Raw genomic sequence first — 17,156 nt, forward strand, 5'->3', positions numbered from 1 at the left:
CCAGAGTTTTACTGTTTATCGGTTAAAGCCATAACGCCGGGAAGTTCCTTACCGGATAAAAACTCAAGAAAAGCTCCGCCGCCGGTTGAGACGTGGTCAATCTGATGCTCAAGTCCTAACATCTCTATCGCTGCAACGCTGTCTCCACCTCCAACGATACGAAGAGCCTCTTTATGCTCGGCAACTATCTTTCCTACCTCCATAGTTCCGTAGCGGAACTTTTCAAACTCAAAGACTCCCATAGGACCGTTCCAGAGGATAGTCTTGGCATCCGCAAGGGCTTCCTTAAAGAGCTCTACAGTAGCAGGCCCTATGTCAAGTCCCATCATGTCGTCAGGTATTTCCTTGTAAGTTGTCAGCTTAGTGTGTGCCATCGGTGAAAACTCATCGGCATTGTTGCTGTCAACCGGCAGGTAGAGTTTAACGCCGTTACCGTTGGCTTTTTCCATTATTTCCTTAGCCGTGTCAAGGAGCTCCTCTTCAACAAGGGACCTACCTACGTTATAACCTGCAGCCTTTAAGAAGGTGTAAGCCATTCCACCGCCTATAAGCATCTTGTCAACAATCTTGAGGAGATTCTCTATGACCTCAAGCTTTCCTGAAACTTTTGAACCACCGATGATAAGAACGAGAGGTCTCTCCGGATTTTCAAGAGCTCTCTGGAGGTACTTTATCTCCTTCTCTAAGAGGAACCCAGCAACAGCAACTTTTACAAACTGAGCTATACCAAAGGTAGAGGCGTGTTTTCTGTGAGCCGTTCCAAAGGCGTCATTAACGTAGATGTCGGCAAGCTTAGCAAGCTTCTTCGCAAACTCAGGGTCGTTTTTAGTCTCTTCCTTGTAGAACCTAACGTTTTCAAGGAGAGCAACCTCACCCGGCTTTAGGTTCTCAACTTCCCACTCAACTTCCTCGCCAACGCAATCGGGAATAAACTTAACCTCCTTCTCTAAAAGCCTTGAGAGCCTCTCAGCAACGGGCTTTAACGTCAGCTTAGGATCCCAGCCTTTAGGTCTATCAAGGTGAGAACAGAGAACTACTTTTGCTCCGTGGTCTATGAGGTAGTTAATTGTAGGGAGAGCTGCCCTTATACGCTTGTCGTTCTGGATTACTCCGTTCTCAATGGGAACGTTAAAATCTACCCTTACAAAGACTTTCTTTCCTTCAAGCTCTTCTTTTGGGATATCTCTTAAGGTCATTTTTCTAAACATCTTACTGAAAGACATCTTTCCACCACCTCCGTAGTATTTTTTCAGCTTCTTCCGGCAAGAAGAAGGAAATTGGCTTCCCCGATTTTAGCCTATTTCTAATTTCGGTTGAACTTATCTCTACCGCTCTTCCCTTGAAGATGAGCAGATCCACCCCATCGCTAAGAAGAAATTTCTTTCCTCTCTCCACCGTTACGTGACGTAAGGTTACTCCGAGTTTGCTAAAAACTTCGTCTAACTTTAGCTGGTATCCCGGCCGTAAGAGGATAAGAATTTTTGCCAGCTTTAATATTTCTTTTGGCTCTTTCCAGAGGTGAAAGGAGTTAAAGGAATCTGCCCCCATCATAAAAAGGGGCTTTTCTCCATGTATCCTGTGAAACTCCCTCAAAGTCTCAACCGTATAGGAGATTCCACCTTCCCTAATCTCGTAGTCCCAGACCTCAAACCCTTCTTCCCCCTTAATGGAAGCCTTAAGGAGCGCCAGCCTTACCTCTGGAGGGATAAGGAGCTCCCCCTTTAAAGGCTGAAGGTAAGCCGGAACGAAAATGACTTTTTCCAGATTTAAAGTCTCAAGAACGTCCCTTGCAAGGATAAGATGTCCAAAGTGAACCGGGTTAAAACTTCCCCCAAAGAGGGCTTTCAATTCTTTCTCCTTCTCAGTATCTCCCAGAGCTTTTGAAAAATGGCAACGATAGTCCAAACAACCGTAACGATAAAGAAAAACCAAAAGAAGAAAGTTCCAACTTCCGGCTTACTTATCAAGGGTTACTCCCTTATCTGGCCGTCACCAAAAATTACGTACTTTGTAATTGTCAAATCCTCAAGTCCCATAGGCCCTCTTACGTGAACCTTATCCGTTGAGATTCCCATCTCTGCACCGAGTCCAAAGACGTTGCCGTCGGTAAAACGGGTTGAGGCGTTAATATAAACGGCGGCGGAGTCTACTCTATTTATGAACTTCATCCCGTTTGTGTAGTTTTCCGTAACAATTGCGTCGCTATGGTGAGAGCCGTAGGTGTTTATGTGGTCAATGGCCTCATCAAGGGAGTCCACAACTTTTACGGCCAGTATCAGGTCAAGGTACTCAGCGTGCCAGTCCTCTTCCGTTGCAGGCTTTACGTAGTCGGGGTCGTACTTTATCGTCCTTTCACATCCTCTTAGCTCAACTTTGGCCTTTTTAAACATTTCAATCATCGTAGGTAAAAAGGCATCTGCTATCTTGCTGTGGACGAGCATTGTCTCCATTGCGTTACAGACGCCCGGCCTCTGAACTTTCGCGTTGAAGCAAATGTTCCAAGCCTTTTCAAGGTCTGCAAACTCATCAACGAAGACGTGGCAAACACCCTTATAGTGCTTTATAACGGGCATTCTGGCGTTCTCTGCAACAAACCTTATCAGTCCCTCACCACCCCTTGGGATTACTACATCTATAAACTCGTCAAGCTGGAGCATCTCCTTAACGGCAGACCTATCTGTTGTGTCTATGAACTGAATAGCTTCCTCTGGGAATCCTTCTAAAGCTGCTGCCTCCTTCAGGATATTAACGAGAACCCTGTTGGAGTTTATCGCCTCAGAGCCCCCCTTAAGAATTACGGCGTTGGAGCTCTTTATACAGAGGGATGCCGCCTCTACCGTAACGTTTGGCCTTGACTCGTAAATGATTCCAACAACCCCAAGAGGAACTCTCATCTTTCCTATCCTGAGGCCGTTTGGCCTCTTCCACATCTTCACAATCTCACCAACGGGGTCGTTAAGGGAGGCAACATCGTGAAGAACTTGAATAAGCCCATTGATTCTTTTGTCGTTCAGAAGGAGCCTATCAAGCATCGCTTTGGAAAGACCTTTCTCTTCACCGGCAGAAAGGTCTTTACGGTTTTCTTCCCTTATGACATCTCTTTTCTCTTCTATTATCCTCGCTGCTCTTAACAGAGTTCTGTTTTTCACGTCAGTAGGAATATCAACGAGGGAAAAACTTACTTTTTTTGCCTTTTCTGCAATCTCTCTCACCTTCATCTTCTTCTCCCTCTCGGCTTTGTTAGGAAATTTTAATAAAAAAGGGCGGCAACGAAGGCCGCCCTTCAAAGCTTTCATAAAACTCAAATTACTCTAAGTCATCAAGGAACTCATCCATTTTCTCCGTATTGGTAAAGAACTTACACTCACTCGGTTGGTTGTTCTCTAACTTACAGACCGTAAAGCCGACTTCTGTAGCATCAACAATCGTACACTCGCTACCCTCTCCAAAGATTGGGCAGGCAGATAACTTTCCGGTATCTTCGTTGAAGTCAACAGCGTCTCCACCATTAAAGCTGATTTTTAGTTCGTCATTCTCACACCACAAGGTCGCTTGATTATCGGGGTTATCAACGTCTTGAAGTGTTACTCTCTCATCTTCTATATACTCCTCACAAACGAACTTCTCAAAGGAATCCGTCATGTTAATAGTTTCTCCTTCAGGAGGCTGCATTCCGTATATCGCAAAAGGATCACTGACAAAGGACTGAACGAAGTCAACCCTTGTGTAAAGAGTCATCTTTAAGTTATCCGCTGCAAAGAGAACTATGACGTTTCCGACCTGCGGAGTTGCTTCACTTACAGGGAACGTTACTCCCTCAGCCCCTTCTCCTTCCAATTCGGAAGAAGTAGCCGTTCCTTCGTCCTGAGATAACTCACCCGTAGTTCCTTCGGTTGGTAACTCCCCTGTCGTGTCTTGGAGCTCTGAAGGAGGCTCCTCTACCGTTCCATCAGTTGGAATATCTCCCGTATCTTGGAGCTCCGGAGGTGGCTCTTCAAGCGTTCCATCAGTTGGAACATCTCCTGTTGTTATATCTCCTGCATCCTGAAGTTCTGGAGGCAGCTCTCCTGTTGTTCCATCAGTAGAAACATCTCCTGTATCTTGGAGCTCCGGAGGAACACCTTCCACCGTTCCATCAGTAGTAAGCTCTTCCTGTCTCAACGCTCTCATTGTATAAAGACTTGCTTCCTGACTCTGTGCCTCTTCCGCCAGTTGCTGGTCAACAAGCCTTACATAAATAACAGGCTGGAAGTTCGGAGGGAATATCTGATACTCTACATCGTCATACTTGACCGGTGTGAAGGTTATTTTCATCTCATTTCCGTTTATTTCATAACTACCAAAGACTAAATCCCTGCTACCTGTCAGATTTCCAAACTGGTCAAAGGTCGGCATTGAAAAGATAACTTGGTGATTCTGAGTATCAAACTTGAAAGCCCCTAAGAAACAGTTACCTTCAAGTTGTTGAGCTGTTTCAAAATTGCCACTCATATAGGCCTGAATTATCTGAGCCACGTCACAGTTCGTAAAGTGAGAAACAAAGTCCTCAAGACTCTGGTAGGTGGTAGAAGTATCTCCATAGATGAAAGCGTACTTGTCACTTAGCCAATTAATGTTACTATCATCTTCTGCCGTAGCAATACCTACGATTTTATCTTCATCCATAGAGAGAACATTAAAGAGGTACTTTATATTGGCGTCTGAGTAGACGTATAGCTTACCTCCTGAAACCTCCCATCTCTTGAGGTATAGAGGTATTTTAGAAACGTCATTTTCCTCTATCCACTGCCCTCCAGATTCACCTTCCGTGTATACATAGGCATGAGTTTCTATCTCCCCTTTTCCATCTCCATCTTCATCTTCTTCAAAAGTAATTGTCTGATAAACGGGAGCGTACTCATCTTCCTTAAAGTAGAAAGTCTTTCCTTCTATGGCATTTATGACTTCCTCATCCTCAGGAGCAACTGCACTTTCCACGAGAACTTTCTTAAGGTTCTCATCCCCTTTAACTTCAACTATTGCCTCTCCAAACTTTCCTATGTCATCTTCACTGGCAAATATCTCCTTGAGCTCACTTGTCGTTAATTGACCGTCATCGTTAACGTGCTTTATAACTTCTCTTACAAGCCCAGCAAGGTCACTTATTCCCTCTTTTAGTTCAGCCCCCTTGTCTACGTAAGCCTTAATTGCCGCCGCTACGTTTAACCTTTCGTCAAGCTTTAAAGCTTTTACTTGTGCTAAGAGTTTCTCTAAGTCCTCAGTATTTATCTCACTTAAACTTCCGTATTCAGACTTGAGGAGTAAGTAATCGGCCGTAGACACGTTACTAACAACAAGTTCGGGAATATCTTCCTGAGATACTTCACCGTTATTCTCCTGAACTTTTGAAATGATGGTTTCTCCACTTCCCAAGGTAGATACAAACTTGACTTCTTTCCCTCCTATCTGGCCTTCAACCTTAACAATATACTTAGCGTCACTTTCTATGTCCCCTTCCGTAATTTCAAAGGAAAACTCCCCTCCCGTAAATTCTGTCTGCGTAACCTCTACAAGGGTTCCATCAGGATTCACTTTATACAGGTGAGCAACTCCGCTATCCACCTCACTATCATAGGCTAAGCCGCGAATTGTGACCGTTCTTGGCTCTTGGGAAGTCTGTGTTTCAGTAGTTTGAGTCTGGTCTGTCTGCGTTTGGTCTGTTGTTGTCTGCTCTCCTGAAGTTTGCGTTTCAGTAGTCTGCGTCTGGTCTGTCGTTGTTTGCTCCCCTGAAGTTTGTGTTTCCGTTGTCTGCGCTTGGTCTGTTGTTGTCTGCTCTCCTGAAGTCTGTGTTTCCGTTGTCTGCGTCTCTCCTGTTCCAGTCTCAGGAGCTGTCTCCTGCTGTTCTGAAGTTTGAGTTTCCTCACTTTGAGCCTGCTCAGAAGTTACAGTCTCCCCTTGAGATACCTGCTCAGTACCCTCACTCTCTTCCTGCTGAGAGAGCTCCTGACAAACTTCATTTTCCTCATTTTCTACTTGTGTCACATCATAGTTTACTACCTGTACCCCTTGCTGAGTTACAACCTCTACCCCATTTTGATGAACGCTGATTTCGTATTCACCAAGATTTAACCTAATCTCTTCCCCTTCTTCTATCTTCTTCTCAACGTCAACTTCCTCCTCTATATCCACATTACTCAAGTCAACAACCACATCATCACCTTCTACATCGCCAGCTAAAGCGTGAATAAAAGCCCCCACCTTCTCTGCGACGTCAGGGTCTCCTTCAGCTAAATCAAGAGGGGTGATAACAGCTTCCTCTACCTGCGTAGAAGCTACCTCTACGTCTCCCAGAACAACCTTACCAACCTTTAGTTCCAACTTGACAGGAAGGGAATGAACGGTTAGAGTATAGTAGCCGTTTTCATCGGTAACGCTACAGTTTGTTGTTCCGGCTTCGCAGACTTTTACCCCTTTCACTTTACTTGCTAAGACTGCTCCCCTCAAGGTATAGCTTGATGTGCTATCTGAACCTCCACCACAAGAGGCTAAGTACAGGGACGCAATGGTAGAAAAGAGTAGAAGCTTTCTGATTTTCATAACGACTCCCCTTATAAGGTTCTACTTTTATTATAAATCCCTATTTTGACAATCTGTCAAGGAGGTATATATTTATGATTTTTCTTGCCCCTTCTATCCTATCTGCCAACTTCGCTAACCTTGAAAAGGACATAAAAGAAGCAGAGTTGGCAGGTGCAGACCTTCTTCACGTTGATGTTATGGACGGAAGGTTTGTTCCGAACATAACCGTCGGTATCCCCGTAGTTGAATCTATCAGGAAAGTCACAGAGCTCCCCTTAGACGTCCACCTCATGATAGTTGAGCCGGAAAAGTACATACCGGACTTCATAAAGGCTGGAGCTGATTGGGTTTCCTTCCACTACGAAGCAGCTACCCACCACCACAGGATAGTTACAATGATTAAAGAGCTCGGAGCAAAGGCCGGAATAGTTTTAAATCCGTCAACGCCCGTTTCTCTACTTGAGGAGATACTCCCCTTCCTTGACTTTGTCCTCATTATGTCTGTTAACCCCGGCTTTGGAGGGCAGAAGTTTATAGAAGCTTCTGTCCAGAAAATAAGGAAGTTAAAGAAGCTCATAGATGAAAAAGAATTAAAGGTTACAATAGAAGTAGACGGTGGAATAAAGGTTGACAACGTGGAGAAGGTTATAAAAGCCGGAGCTGAAGTGATTGTAGCCGGCTCTGCCGTTTTTAGGGGTAACATTCGCGAGAACGTCAAAAAGTTCAAGGAAAAGTTTGAAACACTAATTTCGGAGGAGTCATGAAGAAGCTTAAACTAATGACAGGTAACTCTAACCCTGAACTTGCTAAGGCTGTTGCAGAAAAACTGGGCGTCCCCTTAGCGGATGTAACTGTTGGAAGGTTCAGCGACGGTGAGATTCAGGTAGTAATAAACGAAAGCGTCAGGGACTGTGACGTGTTTGTTATTCAGTCCCTCTGTAGGCCTGTGAACGATAACATAATGGAGCTCCTCATCCTTACAGACGCTTTAAAGAGGGCATCTGCTGGCAGAATAGCCGCAGTCATTCCTTACTACGCCTACGGAAGGCAGGACAGGAGAGTAAACCCACGTGACCCGATTAGTGCTAAACTCCTCGCAGACCTTTTAACTACGGCAGGTGTAAACCACGTAGTAGTTATAGACCTTCACGCGAGGCAGATTGAAGGATTCTTCAACATTCCCGTTAACCGCTTAGAGGCAAGGCCGGTTATTACCGAGTATTTCCTCTCCCAAGGAATAGGAGGCGAGGACACCGTTGTAGTTTCTCCCGATATTGGAGGAGTGGCAAGGGCAAGAAACTTTGCTAAAGTCCTCGGTTCTCCGATAGCGATAATAGATAAGAGGCGTCCTAAGCCTAACGTGTCTGAAGTTATGAACATAGTCGGAGAAGTAGAGGGTAAAAAGGCCATAATCATAGACGACATCATAGATACGGCCGGAACCATCGTAAACGCCGCAAGGGCAATAAAGGAAAAGGGAGCAAAAGAGGTCTACGCAGCCTGTACCCATCCGGTATTTTCTGGTCCTGCAATAGATAGGCTCTCAAAGGCCGTTGAAGAGGGTGTTATCAAAGAGGTCGTTGTTACAGATACTATACCCCTTCAGCAGAGTTTCCCCGGAGTTAAGGTTCTAAGCGTTGCTGAGACAATAGCAGAAGCCATAAAGAGAATTCACTCCGGAGAGTCCATAACCAACATGTTTGAGGATTAAAGCAGAGGGGGGGAAAGTTCCCCCTCTCCCTTTATTGCAGAACCTTCTTTAAGTAAAGGGCACTCTCAAAACCGTCTTTTTCCGACTTTTTGACGGTCAATTCAACGTAGTGGGAAGAGTTAACGTTGTTACAAGCTTCACTTATGTAGCTGTAAACTGCTGGTGGAACGACTTTCTCCATTTGCGGTAGAGGGAAGGAAGCACCTTCAAGTTCCCCTTCCATGCTCAGTTCAAAGGAGTAGTCTCCAAAGGTACACGTCTCAGAAGCGGAAAAAGCGTTAACAGAGGAGATATCCACTCCCTCAAGAACTGCTTCCCTGTCGTTAGGATGATAGGAAATGTCAACTTCTAAGAGCTCTCCCCTTAACTGCTCAACCTTTAGGTAATCTGGAAGAGAATCACCCAAGAAGTAGTTATTTACCATCTCTACCTTTACGCCGTCCTCCTTTGGACGCGTAAGGGAGAAGTTTGCAAAGTAGCCACTCCCAAGCCTATGTTGAGAAACTTGGTACGTCCCGTCAACTTCTGTACTTAAAAGGGAATAAACGTTCTCAGAGTAGCTCGCAAAGACTTCCACCTTCTCACCAGCATCAAGCCCTACCACACCAAAGCTCTTTGGAGGAACAAACTCTCCGTAGTCAAGGATAAAGGAGGAAGTATCTAAGTCCCTCACCGTATAGGCCTTCTTGCTACTTTCGTCAAAGAGAATAAAGCTAAAGAATCCGTTGTCCTGAAGGGGTACTGAAAGGTCACAGAGAACCTTTTCTCCTTCTGAAACACAACTACCCTCTGCTCCTATGACTTTTAAAGAAGCCTCTGAAGGAGTATTCTCAACTACAACCTGAACTCGCCTGAAACCTCCCAAGGACACGGGCATCATCTCCTTCCAGAATGAATCTACAAAATCGTTCAAGAAGTACTGTTTACCCTCAACGTTCCTAAGCACAAAGGTCTTAACCCTTACCTTCCCGGTGAGCTCCTTGTAGGAAACCTTTCCGTCTTTGTCTTGGTCGTAAAGCCTTCCAAAACTCCTGTAAACCTCTTCCTCGTCAACAAAGCCATCAAGGTTTTCGTCCGTTATTTTGAGTCTCCAACTTCCAAGCTCATCTTTTGGAATTCTCCTTGAAGCTATCCAAGAAAAAGCTTTGTCAAGAACATCTTCACACTCGCCAGCAGGACACTTCTCCTTGGCTACGGTTGCTACCAAGTATTCAAAAGCGACGCCTTTTGGAACTATAACCTCGGGAGGAATCGTCACCGCCAAGTTAAGACCGGAAGTCGGTAGCTTTCCAAAGTAAACAGCTCCAAATTCTCCAGAAACCTTAGTATCAACGTAACTGTAGTCATCGCTATAGAGGGTAGCGTATATTCCTTCCGCTCCTAAGTGAACTACCATCTGCCTTCCAGCGTCCAAGTTAACAACAGTTACTTCAGAAGACGAGTAAATAACATCCTTTCCGTCGCTAACTACCACACCAACCTTGTAAACGCCGGAGGAATCAAAGGTGTAGTAAAAGTCGTTGTCCCCGCTAAAAACTTTTTCGCCGTTTATAAGCCAAGTGTAACTTAGCTTATCCCCGTCTGGGTCAAGGGCCCTTACCTTAAACTTAAAGGGTACTCCGGCTTCCAGTTCAAGCCTTGGAGGAAGGGGAAGGAGGAACTTCGGAGGAAGGTTTGAAATGCCCGCAAAGAGAGAAACCGTTCCAGAAGTTACGGAGCTCCCTCCCTCAACTTTCACGGTAAGAAGGTGCTCTCCTTCTCCAAAATTTAAAGCCCCCTCTAAGAGACACTCAAAGTAACCTTCTGCTGTCTTTCCGCAGTCCTGTGAAGGAATCAGGACTCTCTCCCCCTCTAACAGCGTAGCGTAAACTCTTTCAAGCTGGGGAGCGTAAACGAGAGCTCTCACCCTTAGTGTATCTCCACTCTGGAAGATGTCAGGCTCAAGGTTTAGTGAGACAATCTGGAGGGTTTCTCCATCGCTGACGTGAACATTTATCCTTTCTTCCACACTGTTGCCGTTCCTATCGTCAATGACAAAGGAGAGTTCGTAATCGCCAGAACTTGGAAAGCTACAGGTTGCCACTCCTTTCTCGTTAACTTCAAAGCTACAGTAGGGATTGGCACTCCTATAAGAAATCGGGTCTCCATCTGGGTCGTAGGCGTAAAAGACCAACTTATAAATATTGCCAACTTTAAGGGAATCTCTGGAAACTACTTTTCCGTCGGAGTCTAAAAAGTTGTAGCCGTTAATGACAGGCGGAGAGCTCCCCGAAACTACGTTAAACTCTTCCTCAACTTTAAACATTTCAAAGGCATCGCCAACGTTGGCCGAAACCTTGTAGCTTCCCGGCTCAGTAGGAGTACAGTAAGCAGTAACGAAGAGAGCTCCTTCAAAATCCTCCCCTTCTATTACTCTTGCCCTTTTATCTCCACACATAAAATCTTTTAGTCTAATTTCATCCCCGTCAGGGTCATAAGCGTAAAGGAGAATGTAGAGATTGCTTCCAGCCTTTACTTCCTTGGGATAAACTGTCATTTCAACCTTCGGAGGCGTATTTGTAAGCGTCAAGGAGAAAAACCTGTCAAGAGGGGTAACCTCCTTTGTTACAGAGGAAAGGCCGACCCCAAAGGCCGTGTAAACCTTTTCCGGAACTACCTTAAAAGTGGCCATTCCGTTCTCGTCGGTTTTCCTGCACTCATAAAAACCAAAGTTCCTCTCCTTAAGGCAGACTTCGGCCTCCTTGACTGGATATCCGCTACTGTCCCTTGCCACTACAATGGCATCAACTGTGGAGGAGGGAACCTTTACTCTGAAGAGACAGGAGCATCCACTCAAAGAGCCGGAAGGAAGAGCTGACAAATCTAAGGAAACGGGCATAGAAAGAGATGAAGGTTCAAAGTACCTGAAAGTTATACCTTCGCTCGTAGCTTCTTCTCCCAGAGAGGAGCAGTTTGAAGGCCTCTTTGTGAAAGGAACTTGGAGTCTTGCAATCCCTTCCTCGTTAGAAAAGGCTACTGAGTAAAAACCTCCCTTGAAAACCTCAAAAGACGCTCCAGCTACAGGCTCTCCGCTTTCGTTCTCTGTAAAGAAACAGACGGTTACCTCACTTTCCTTTAAGGGATAAGCAACAGCGTAAAAGGTTACACCCTCACCCTGCTTTCCGCACAGCTTCACCCAGTAAGAGGAACCATCCTGAAGGGAGGAACAGTCAACCGCTCCCCCAGAAGAGTCCACAATGTCACCGTTCCCAAGGTATCTCCACTTGCCGGTCTCCGAAGAAAAGTAGTAAACCGGCACTTGACAGCCACTTTTTGGGTCAACATCTCCGTTCTTCCGTATCTCTTCTATAGCTTTTGGAGAAAGTTTTTGTCTTATGGTGTAAGGACAGGTAAACTCGTCTGCAAATTCTACGACCTCGCCCCTTTGATTTTTTAGCTCTAAGGAGAGGAGACTTAAAACTTCTAAAGGTCTTCCGTCAATTTCAAGTTTTCCGGGAGCTTGGGGGAGCTCCCCTTCTAAGTTGTAATTTTTGTAGAAAACGTTAAGGAGGGTAGTATCCTCCTCAATGGCCAGCGGTGAAAAGTCAACTTTTACTTCTGAGTTACCAACTTCAAGCCCCCTAAGACTCCTCAAGACCGGCTGAACTTCTACAGAGACCGGCAGGAGTTCAACGTTAACGTTTAGCTCAGAATTGGGGGAGAGCTCCAAAACCTTGTAGTAAGGAGCGTAACCTTCCTTTTCAACTATAAGCTCTGCTAAAGCTCCCTGTTCTGGTATTTCTATACTCTTTATGAAAAACTCCCCGTTTAGGGTTGCAGAAAGGTATATCTTGTCCTCAGAGTGCTTACCTTCAAACACGCCGTTCCTGTTAAAGTCAACAATTAGCTTAACTCTCGCCGCAGATACTTTCTCTTCCTCTCCCCTGTTAAGTGCCTTTACACTCCCAGCTAAGTCGGTCGTTACTGTTGGAACTTCTTGTGGAGGGGGAGGAGTTTCTTCTTCTTTTATAGAAGCTCCGCAGGAAAAGGCAAAAAATAGGAGAAAAACTGGAAAAGCTTTCCACCAACGTTTCATAAAGACCCTCCCTTGAGAAGCCGCTTTAGTTTTAGAAATTATAGAACATTCTACCTTTGGCTTCTGGGTTTAAACACAATTGGTAACTCTTCCCCATCCTGTAGTTTGAACACAAACTTGATTAATCTACCCCCACCTCCTTTATTCCACTCTCCACCGTAGGAGGAAAAAACTTCCATAGACGAAATTCCAGAAATAAGAGGGACTTCTACTCCTTCCTCTGAGAGGGAATTGAGGCGGAGCTCCTCCCTAAACAGGTAGCCCTTATAGAGCCTATACCTTACCCTACATACCCCTCTAAAGAAAAAACAGCTCTTCGTATAGAACTCCACCTCCGTTTTTCCGTCGGATTTCTCTAAAACGCTCAACCTCCCGTAACGGCTATCTATGGACTCAACGTCCCTTAAAAGTACGTAGTAGAGGGGAGGAACTAATGACTGGAGCTTATTGTTCTCCTTAGAGAACTCTCCAGACTTTTCAATTGAATTGAAGAACCCGTATGCTACCGTAAGAACAAAGGCGGCAAGCCCAACCGCCATGAGCATCTCAACGAGGGTAAAACCCCTACCGAACCTCATAGATTTCCACCAGCTTTCCCGTTTCTGGCGTTCCGGCCTCCACTTTAAGAACCCTAAATCCCATCAAATCCTCAAAGTCCTGATTAACAGTTATGGAGTAGTTCAGCACGTTTACTTCCCTGTTGTTATAGCTTTTTCTCATGTATAGAATTTCATTAACAGCGTTATTGGCCGCAAGTGTGGAAAGAGTCGTCTTTAGCAGAACATCTGTAGTTTCTACTATCCTCCCTGAAAGTACGAGGAACGCCCCAAAGGCCATTCCCACTATGGCTACAGCTATAAGAACCTCAAGTAGAGTAAAAGCCTTTCTCATCTCAAGCTCTCCCTTAAGTTGAAATCATAACAGACCCTAAGGATTTGTTAAGATTTTGCAAAAGCTCCGCTCCACGAGAAACCTCAGGAGGAGGAAAAAAATGAAAAAAAGGATAAGGCTCGGCGTTAACATAGACCACGTTGCAACTGTCAGAAATGCAAGGAGAACCTTTGAACCAGACCCAGTCCACGCAGCAGTTATCGCCGACCTTGCCGGCGCAGACCAGATTACCCTCCACGTGAGGGAGGACAGGCGTCACGTCAACGAGAGGGATCTTAAACTCATAAAAGAAGTCATCCATTCCCGAGTTAACCTTGAAATGGCCGTAACCGAGGAGATGATAAACATAGCCCTTGAAGTTAAGCCCCATCAGGTAACCTTAGTGCCTGAGAGAAGGGAAGAGATAACGACAGAAGGCGGCCTTGACGTAGTCGGTCAGAAGGAGAAGATAAGGGAAGCCGTAAAAAGGCTTAAAGAAGCAGGAATAGTTGTCAACCTTTTCATAGACCCCGAGGAAGAGCAGCTAAAGGCTGCCGCAGAGGTTGGAGCTGACGCTGTAGAGCTCCACACAGGCCGCTACGCCGAAGCCTTCGCCGAGAAAAACGAAAAATTAGTAGAGGAAGAGCTTGAAAGGCTAAGGAAAGCTGCAAAGCTTGGTAAAGAGCTTGGTCTAAAGGTTTACGCCGGACACGGACTTACCTATAAGAACGTAAAGCCCATAGCCGAAATTCCTGAAATAGAGGAACTAAACATCGGTCACTCAATAGTCGCAAACGCAATCTTAAAAGGAATGAAAGAGGCCGTTCAGGAGATGATAAGGCTCATAAACTCTTAAGGAGCTCCCCTTGCTTGTTTCCTGTGGAGTAGACATCGTATCGGTTAAGAGAGTAGAACGCCTCTTAGATAAATACGGTGAACGCTTTATAAGGAAGGTCTTCCCCGAAGGGATTGACTACTGTTTCAAAAAAAGAAAAGGAGAGCTTGCGGGCTGCATAGCAGCCCGCTTCGCCCTTAAGGAAGCTGTTATTAAAGCTTTTGCTTCCATCGGAAAAAGGATTTCTTTTAAGGACATCGTAATCTGCGGAGGAGGAAGTCATTTAACTTTGAAAGTAAAAAACTTTGAAGACCTAAAACTTTTAACCAGCATTTCCCACGAAAAAGAGTACGCCGTAGCTATAGTTAACGTATTGCAAAAGAATTAAAACTCCCTTAAAATTACCCAAAAAGGTGAGGGGATTACTTGAGATGAAAAGGTGGAAATCGCTCTTTTTAATCGTTTTTCTTTTAAGTTCATTGACATCATGCGGAGACAATAAAGAGGAAAAGAACAAAGAAAGTCCTATATACTCCCAGATTCAAGAGTTAACCAATGCAGGAATACTTCCAGAACTTGATACCTCTGAGGACGTAAAAGGAAAAGAAATAGACGGAATTCGCGAGGACGTGTTTAAAGAAGTTGAAAAAAGGTACAAAGAGGAACTGAAAGATAAAGAAGAGCTCTACCGGGCTTTACTACTTGGAGCTTGGACAGCCCAGAGGATTTTTGATATAGATCCTACAGTCAGAGAACAGGCGGTTAAATATAGCATCCTCATAGAACTTGAAGTTTCCTGCGTTGGTGACGCTTACGATTCCTACATGATTCCTTACTTAGAAAACAAGTACGGCAGGAGTTTTCCAGAAGTTCTTGACATTAAAGAGGCAGACGAAGAGTACGCAGAAGGTTTACTAAGGGTTTACGACATTGAAAGGTACATAAGAGCAATAACCTATAACACAGTAGAAAGGGCTAAATACTACCACCGCCTAAACCTCTCCTTAGATGGAACGGTCTCTTCCAACATAGGAAGTAGAGTACACAACTTAGGTTTCTCTTCCTGCGACCTACTGAAAGAAATGAAAAAGGAGTGGGAAAACGGAAAGAACATACTGGAAATAGACATTGATGAACTGTTAAACAGGATGGTAGAGAGGAGGAAGGAAAGTTGAAGGGGCTACTCCATCTCCTGATACTGGTCTTTACGTTTTTCTCCTCTGCTGTTTACGCAGAAAACACCCCTCCTTCGTGGTGCTACGATAGGAAAGTGGTTATTGCTTACGTTAATGGAATGCAAGTTGGAAGGGTAGAGGCAGAGCAAAGTTTAGAATTCCTGAATAGATACGTAATTAGAAAAGCTTATTCCCGTCTAAGGAATTTCTTGTCCGAAAATTTCTTTGCCGAGTATGAGGTAGCTCTCCTATACAACTACCACGTCGGAAAAATAGACGACATTGTAGAAGCTTACATCCAGTTGGTCCAAGAAAAGGGAATGTCTTTTGAAGAAGCAAGGGAAACGGTACACCTCTGGATAATGGCTTTCCAAGGGATTCTCCAAGATTTCAGCAACAATGCTATAGTCAGCTTCTACTTAGAACTCTTTTCCAGCTACCTGAAAAAAAGGGCGGACGAACTTCTAACTCAAAACTTAAACACTTTAATAAGAAATTACCAAGAACACAGAGAAGTTTTACAAGATTGGCTAAACAAAGGATACCCAATACTTCTCATTCCCCACTCCCAAGGGAATTTCTTCGTTAACGCCTACGCTCAGAACAACTGGCTAACGCCAACAGACCCTAATGCTCCTCCTCCTGTCGTCAAAGTCCTACACTTGGCAACTCCAGCGACAAAAACGGCCTTTGAAAACCCCTCCGAATCTCCCTACTATACGCTTGAAGAAGATTTAGTCATAGCAAAACTGGTGAGCGCTGCTGCCGAACACCTTCTAAATATATCTATACTGCCACCTAACACAAAGCTTGCATGCGGAAACACTCTTGAATGCATATACAAGTTAAAAGACTTTACTCTCCACAGCTTCACAAAAACTTACTTAAATCCTAAGTATCCTGCCTCCCTTTCAATGAGGAACCTCGTACTTAACACTGTGGTTTCTTTCACTCAAACCCAAATTGAAAAGTGGTACGAAAACCTTATAGGGAACGTTGACGCAGAGTTCTACGAATTTGAGAAGCTATCCCTTAACAACCGTTGTCCTATCTGTGGAATTGACCCGACGTCCATAACTGACCGTCAAATAGATCCCCCGCGGGTAGAAAACCTTGACTGCTCTTCACAAACTTCAATTACAGCATCTGGAGGATACCAAGTAACAACCATCATCGTGGACGTTTCCAAAGTTGGAAACAACCGAACCCTCAACTTCTACTTTGAACCCTACTACGTGCCCGATAGTATCTGTATAAGCCACCCTCCGGGTAATGAAATATACAAAAGGATAAGGATAGGCAGGAATGAGGGAACTCCCGACCTACCCGTAATTGATAACTTTGTGGTAAACAGCTTTTTCGGTAAAGACCCATTAAAGAGCAAGGTTGTTATAATCATTGTTGGTGAAGAACCAAGTACAGCATGGGACTTTGAACTCTCCTGTAATTAGACGGTAACCTTCCTGAGCCCAGAAAGTGCTTGTGAAAGCCACTGGGCAGTTACTGTGTCCATCGTCAGGATGTGGTCTTTTATCCATGGTTTAAAGACCTTTTCAAAGTAACGTTTTAGAACTCCAACATCCTTCGTCTCTTCCCACCTTCTCTTCACTTCCTCAATTTCTCTAAGAACCCTCTTATGTTCCTCAGAGTGGCAGTGGTAGGCAAAGAAAGCCGTTTTCCTCATCAAGTCTTCCTCATAGGCAAAGTGCTGTCTGATGTCCTCCACGAACGCATCAAACAGAGCGGAAATCTCCTCAGTGTCTCTACCTTCTGAGATTGCCTCATAGAGTCGGTTCAGTATCTCCAGCTCCCTTCTATGAACATCATTCATTCCTGAGTAAGCAACTAAAGGCAGTTTCTCTAAGGGTATAAGCATCTCTCTCTCCTTTTAAATGGTTCCTACTCTGGAACCTAATGCTTACCTGAGGAAGT

Annotated in this window: 15 protein-coding genes; 6 read left to right on the forward strand and 9 right to left on the reverse strand. The window is 44.7% G+C overall.

Going from position 1 to position 17,156, the window contains the following annotated elements; genetic code table 11:
- Window positions 1–8: 8 nt before the first annotated feature.
- The 5 genes from CLV27_RS06565 to CLV27_RS06580 are packed head-to-tail and all read right to left on the reverse strand — an operon-like array spanning window position 9 to window position 6,576.
- Window positions 9–1,223, reverse strand: a complete 1,215-nt coding sequence (locus CLV27_RS06565) for a phosphoglycerate kinase (RefSeq protein ID WP_132527057.1) — start codon at window positions 1,221–1,223, stop codon at window positions 9–11.
- A complete protein-coding gene (gene nadD, locus CLV27_RS06570; protein WP_132527059.1) occupies window positions 1,210–1,848 on the reverse strand; it encodes a nicotinate (nicotinamide) nucleotide adenylyltransferase in 639 nt (212 codons plus the stop codon). Before nadD ends, CLV27_RS06565 begins: the two co-directional genes overlap by 14 nt.
- On the reverse strand, window positions 1,845–1,967 hold the full coding sequence (locus CLV27_RS08630; RefSeq protein ID WP_274542984.1) for a hypothetical protein: 123 nt from the start codon (window positions 1,965–1,967) through the stop codon (window positions 1,845–1,847). Before CLV27_RS08630 ends, nadD begins: the two co-directional genes overlap by 4 nt.
- A gap of 3 nt (window positions 1,968–1,970) precedes the next feature.
- Window positions 1,971–3,287, reverse strand: coding sequence for a glutamate-5-semialdehyde dehydrogenase (locus CLV27_RS06575; RefSeq protein WP_425600134.1), 1,317 nt, complete (start codon window positions 3,285–3,287; stop codon window positions 1,971–1,973).
- Window positions 3,288–3,306: 19 nt separating this feature from the next.
- Entirely contained in the window at window positions 3,307–6,576 is a 3,270-nt protein-coding gene (locus CLV27_RS06580; protein WP_132527063.1) for an ICP22 family protein, read from the reverse strand.
- Window positions 6,577–6,650: 74 nt separating this feature from the next.
- Between CLV27_RS06580 and rpe the strand changes: the two genes are divergently transcribed.
- Together rpe and CLV27_RS06590 are read left to right on the forward strand one after the other, a co-directional pair.
- A complete protein-coding gene (gene rpe / locus CLV27_RS06585; RefSeq protein ID WP_132527065.1) occupies window positions 6,651–7,322 on the forward strand; it encodes a ribulose-phosphate 3-epimerase in 672 nt (223 codons plus the stop codon).
- Window positions 7,319–8,269, forward strand: a complete 951-nt coding sequence (locus CLV27_RS06590; RefSeq protein ID WP_132527067.1) for a ribose-phosphate diphosphokinase — start codon at window positions 7,319–7,321, stop codon at window positions 8,267–8,269. Before rpe ends, CLV27_RS06590 begins: the two co-directional genes overlap by 4 nt.
- Before the next feature lie 31 nt (window positions 8,270–8,300).
- On the opposite strand, the gene CLV27_RS06595 is transcribed toward CLV27_RS06590, so the two are convergent.
- The 3 genes from CLV27_RS06595 to CLV27_RS06605 are packed head-to-tail and all read right to left on the reverse strand — an operon-like array spanning window position 8,301 to window position 13,235.
- Complete coding sequence (locus tag CLV27_RS06595) at window positions 8,301–12,344, reverse strand: PKD domain-containing protein (protein ID WP_132527069.1); 4,044 nt, start codon at window positions 12,342–12,344, stop codon at window positions 8,301–8,303.
- A gap of 50 nt (window positions 12,345–12,394) precedes the next feature.
- On the reverse strand, window positions 12,395–12,922 hold the full coding sequence (locus tag CLV27_RS06600) for a PulJ/GspJ family protein (protein WP_132527071.1): 528 nt from the start codon (window positions 12,920–12,922) through the stop codon (window positions 12,395–12,397).
- Window positions 12,909–13,235, reverse strand: a complete 327-nt coding sequence (locus CLV27_RS06605) for a prepilin-type N-terminal cleavage/methylation domain-containing protein (protein WP_132527073.1) — start codon at window positions 13,233–13,235, stop codon at window positions 12,909–12,911. Before CLV27_RS06605 ends, CLV27_RS06600 begins: the two co-directional genes overlap by 14 nt.
- Window positions 13,236–13,335: 100 nt before the next feature.
- Here CLV27_RS06605 and pdxJ point away from each other — a divergent pair, with 100 nt between their 5' ends.
- From pdxJ to CLV27_RS06625, 4 genes are read left to right on the forward strand one after another with little or no spacing between them, the layout of a single operon-like run.
- Window positions 13,336–14,070 (forward strand): pyridoxine 5'-phosphate synthase, encoded by a 735-nt coding sequence (gene pdxJ, locus CLV27_RS06610; protein ID WP_132527075.1) that lies wholly within the window; start codon window positions 13,336–13,338, stop codon window positions 14,068–14,070.
- Window positions 14,071–14,080: 10 nt separating this feature from the next.
- Entirely contained in the window at window positions 14,081–14,437 is a 357-nt protein-coding gene (gene acpS, locus CLV27_RS06615; RefSeq protein WP_132527077.1) for a holo-ACP synthase, read from the forward strand.
- 43 nt (window positions 14,438–14,480) lie between these two features.
- A complete protein-coding gene (locus CLV27_RS06620; RefSeq protein WP_132527079.1) occupies window positions 14,481–15,224 on the forward strand; it encodes a hypothetical protein in 744 nt (247 codons plus the stop codon).
- Complete coding sequence (locus tag CLV27_RS06625) at window positions 15,221–16,675, forward strand: hypothetical protein (RefSeq protein WP_132527081.1); 1,455 nt, start codon at window positions 15,221–15,223, stop codon at window positions 16,673–16,675. The genes CLV27_RS06620 and CLV27_RS06625 overlap by 4 nt, the downstream gene beginning before the upstream one ends.
- On the opposite strand, the gene CLV27_RS06630 is transcribed toward CLV27_RS06625, so the two are convergent.
- On the reverse strand, window positions 16,672–17,100 hold the full coding sequence (locus CLV27_RS06630; protein WP_132527083.1) for a bacteriohemerythrin: 429 nt from the start codon (window positions 17,098–17,100) through the stop codon (window positions 16,672–16,674). The two genes, CLV27_RS06625 and CLV27_RS06630, sit on opposite strands and share 4 nt — an antisense overlap.
- Window positions 17,101–17,156 lie beyond the last annotated feature (56 nt).

This window comes from Phorcysia thermohydrogeniphila (assembly GCF_004339575.1).
Taxonomy (GTDB): Bacteria; Aquificota; Aquificia; order Desulfurobacteriales; family Desulfurobacteriaceae; genus Phorcysia; species Phorcysia thermohydrogeniphila.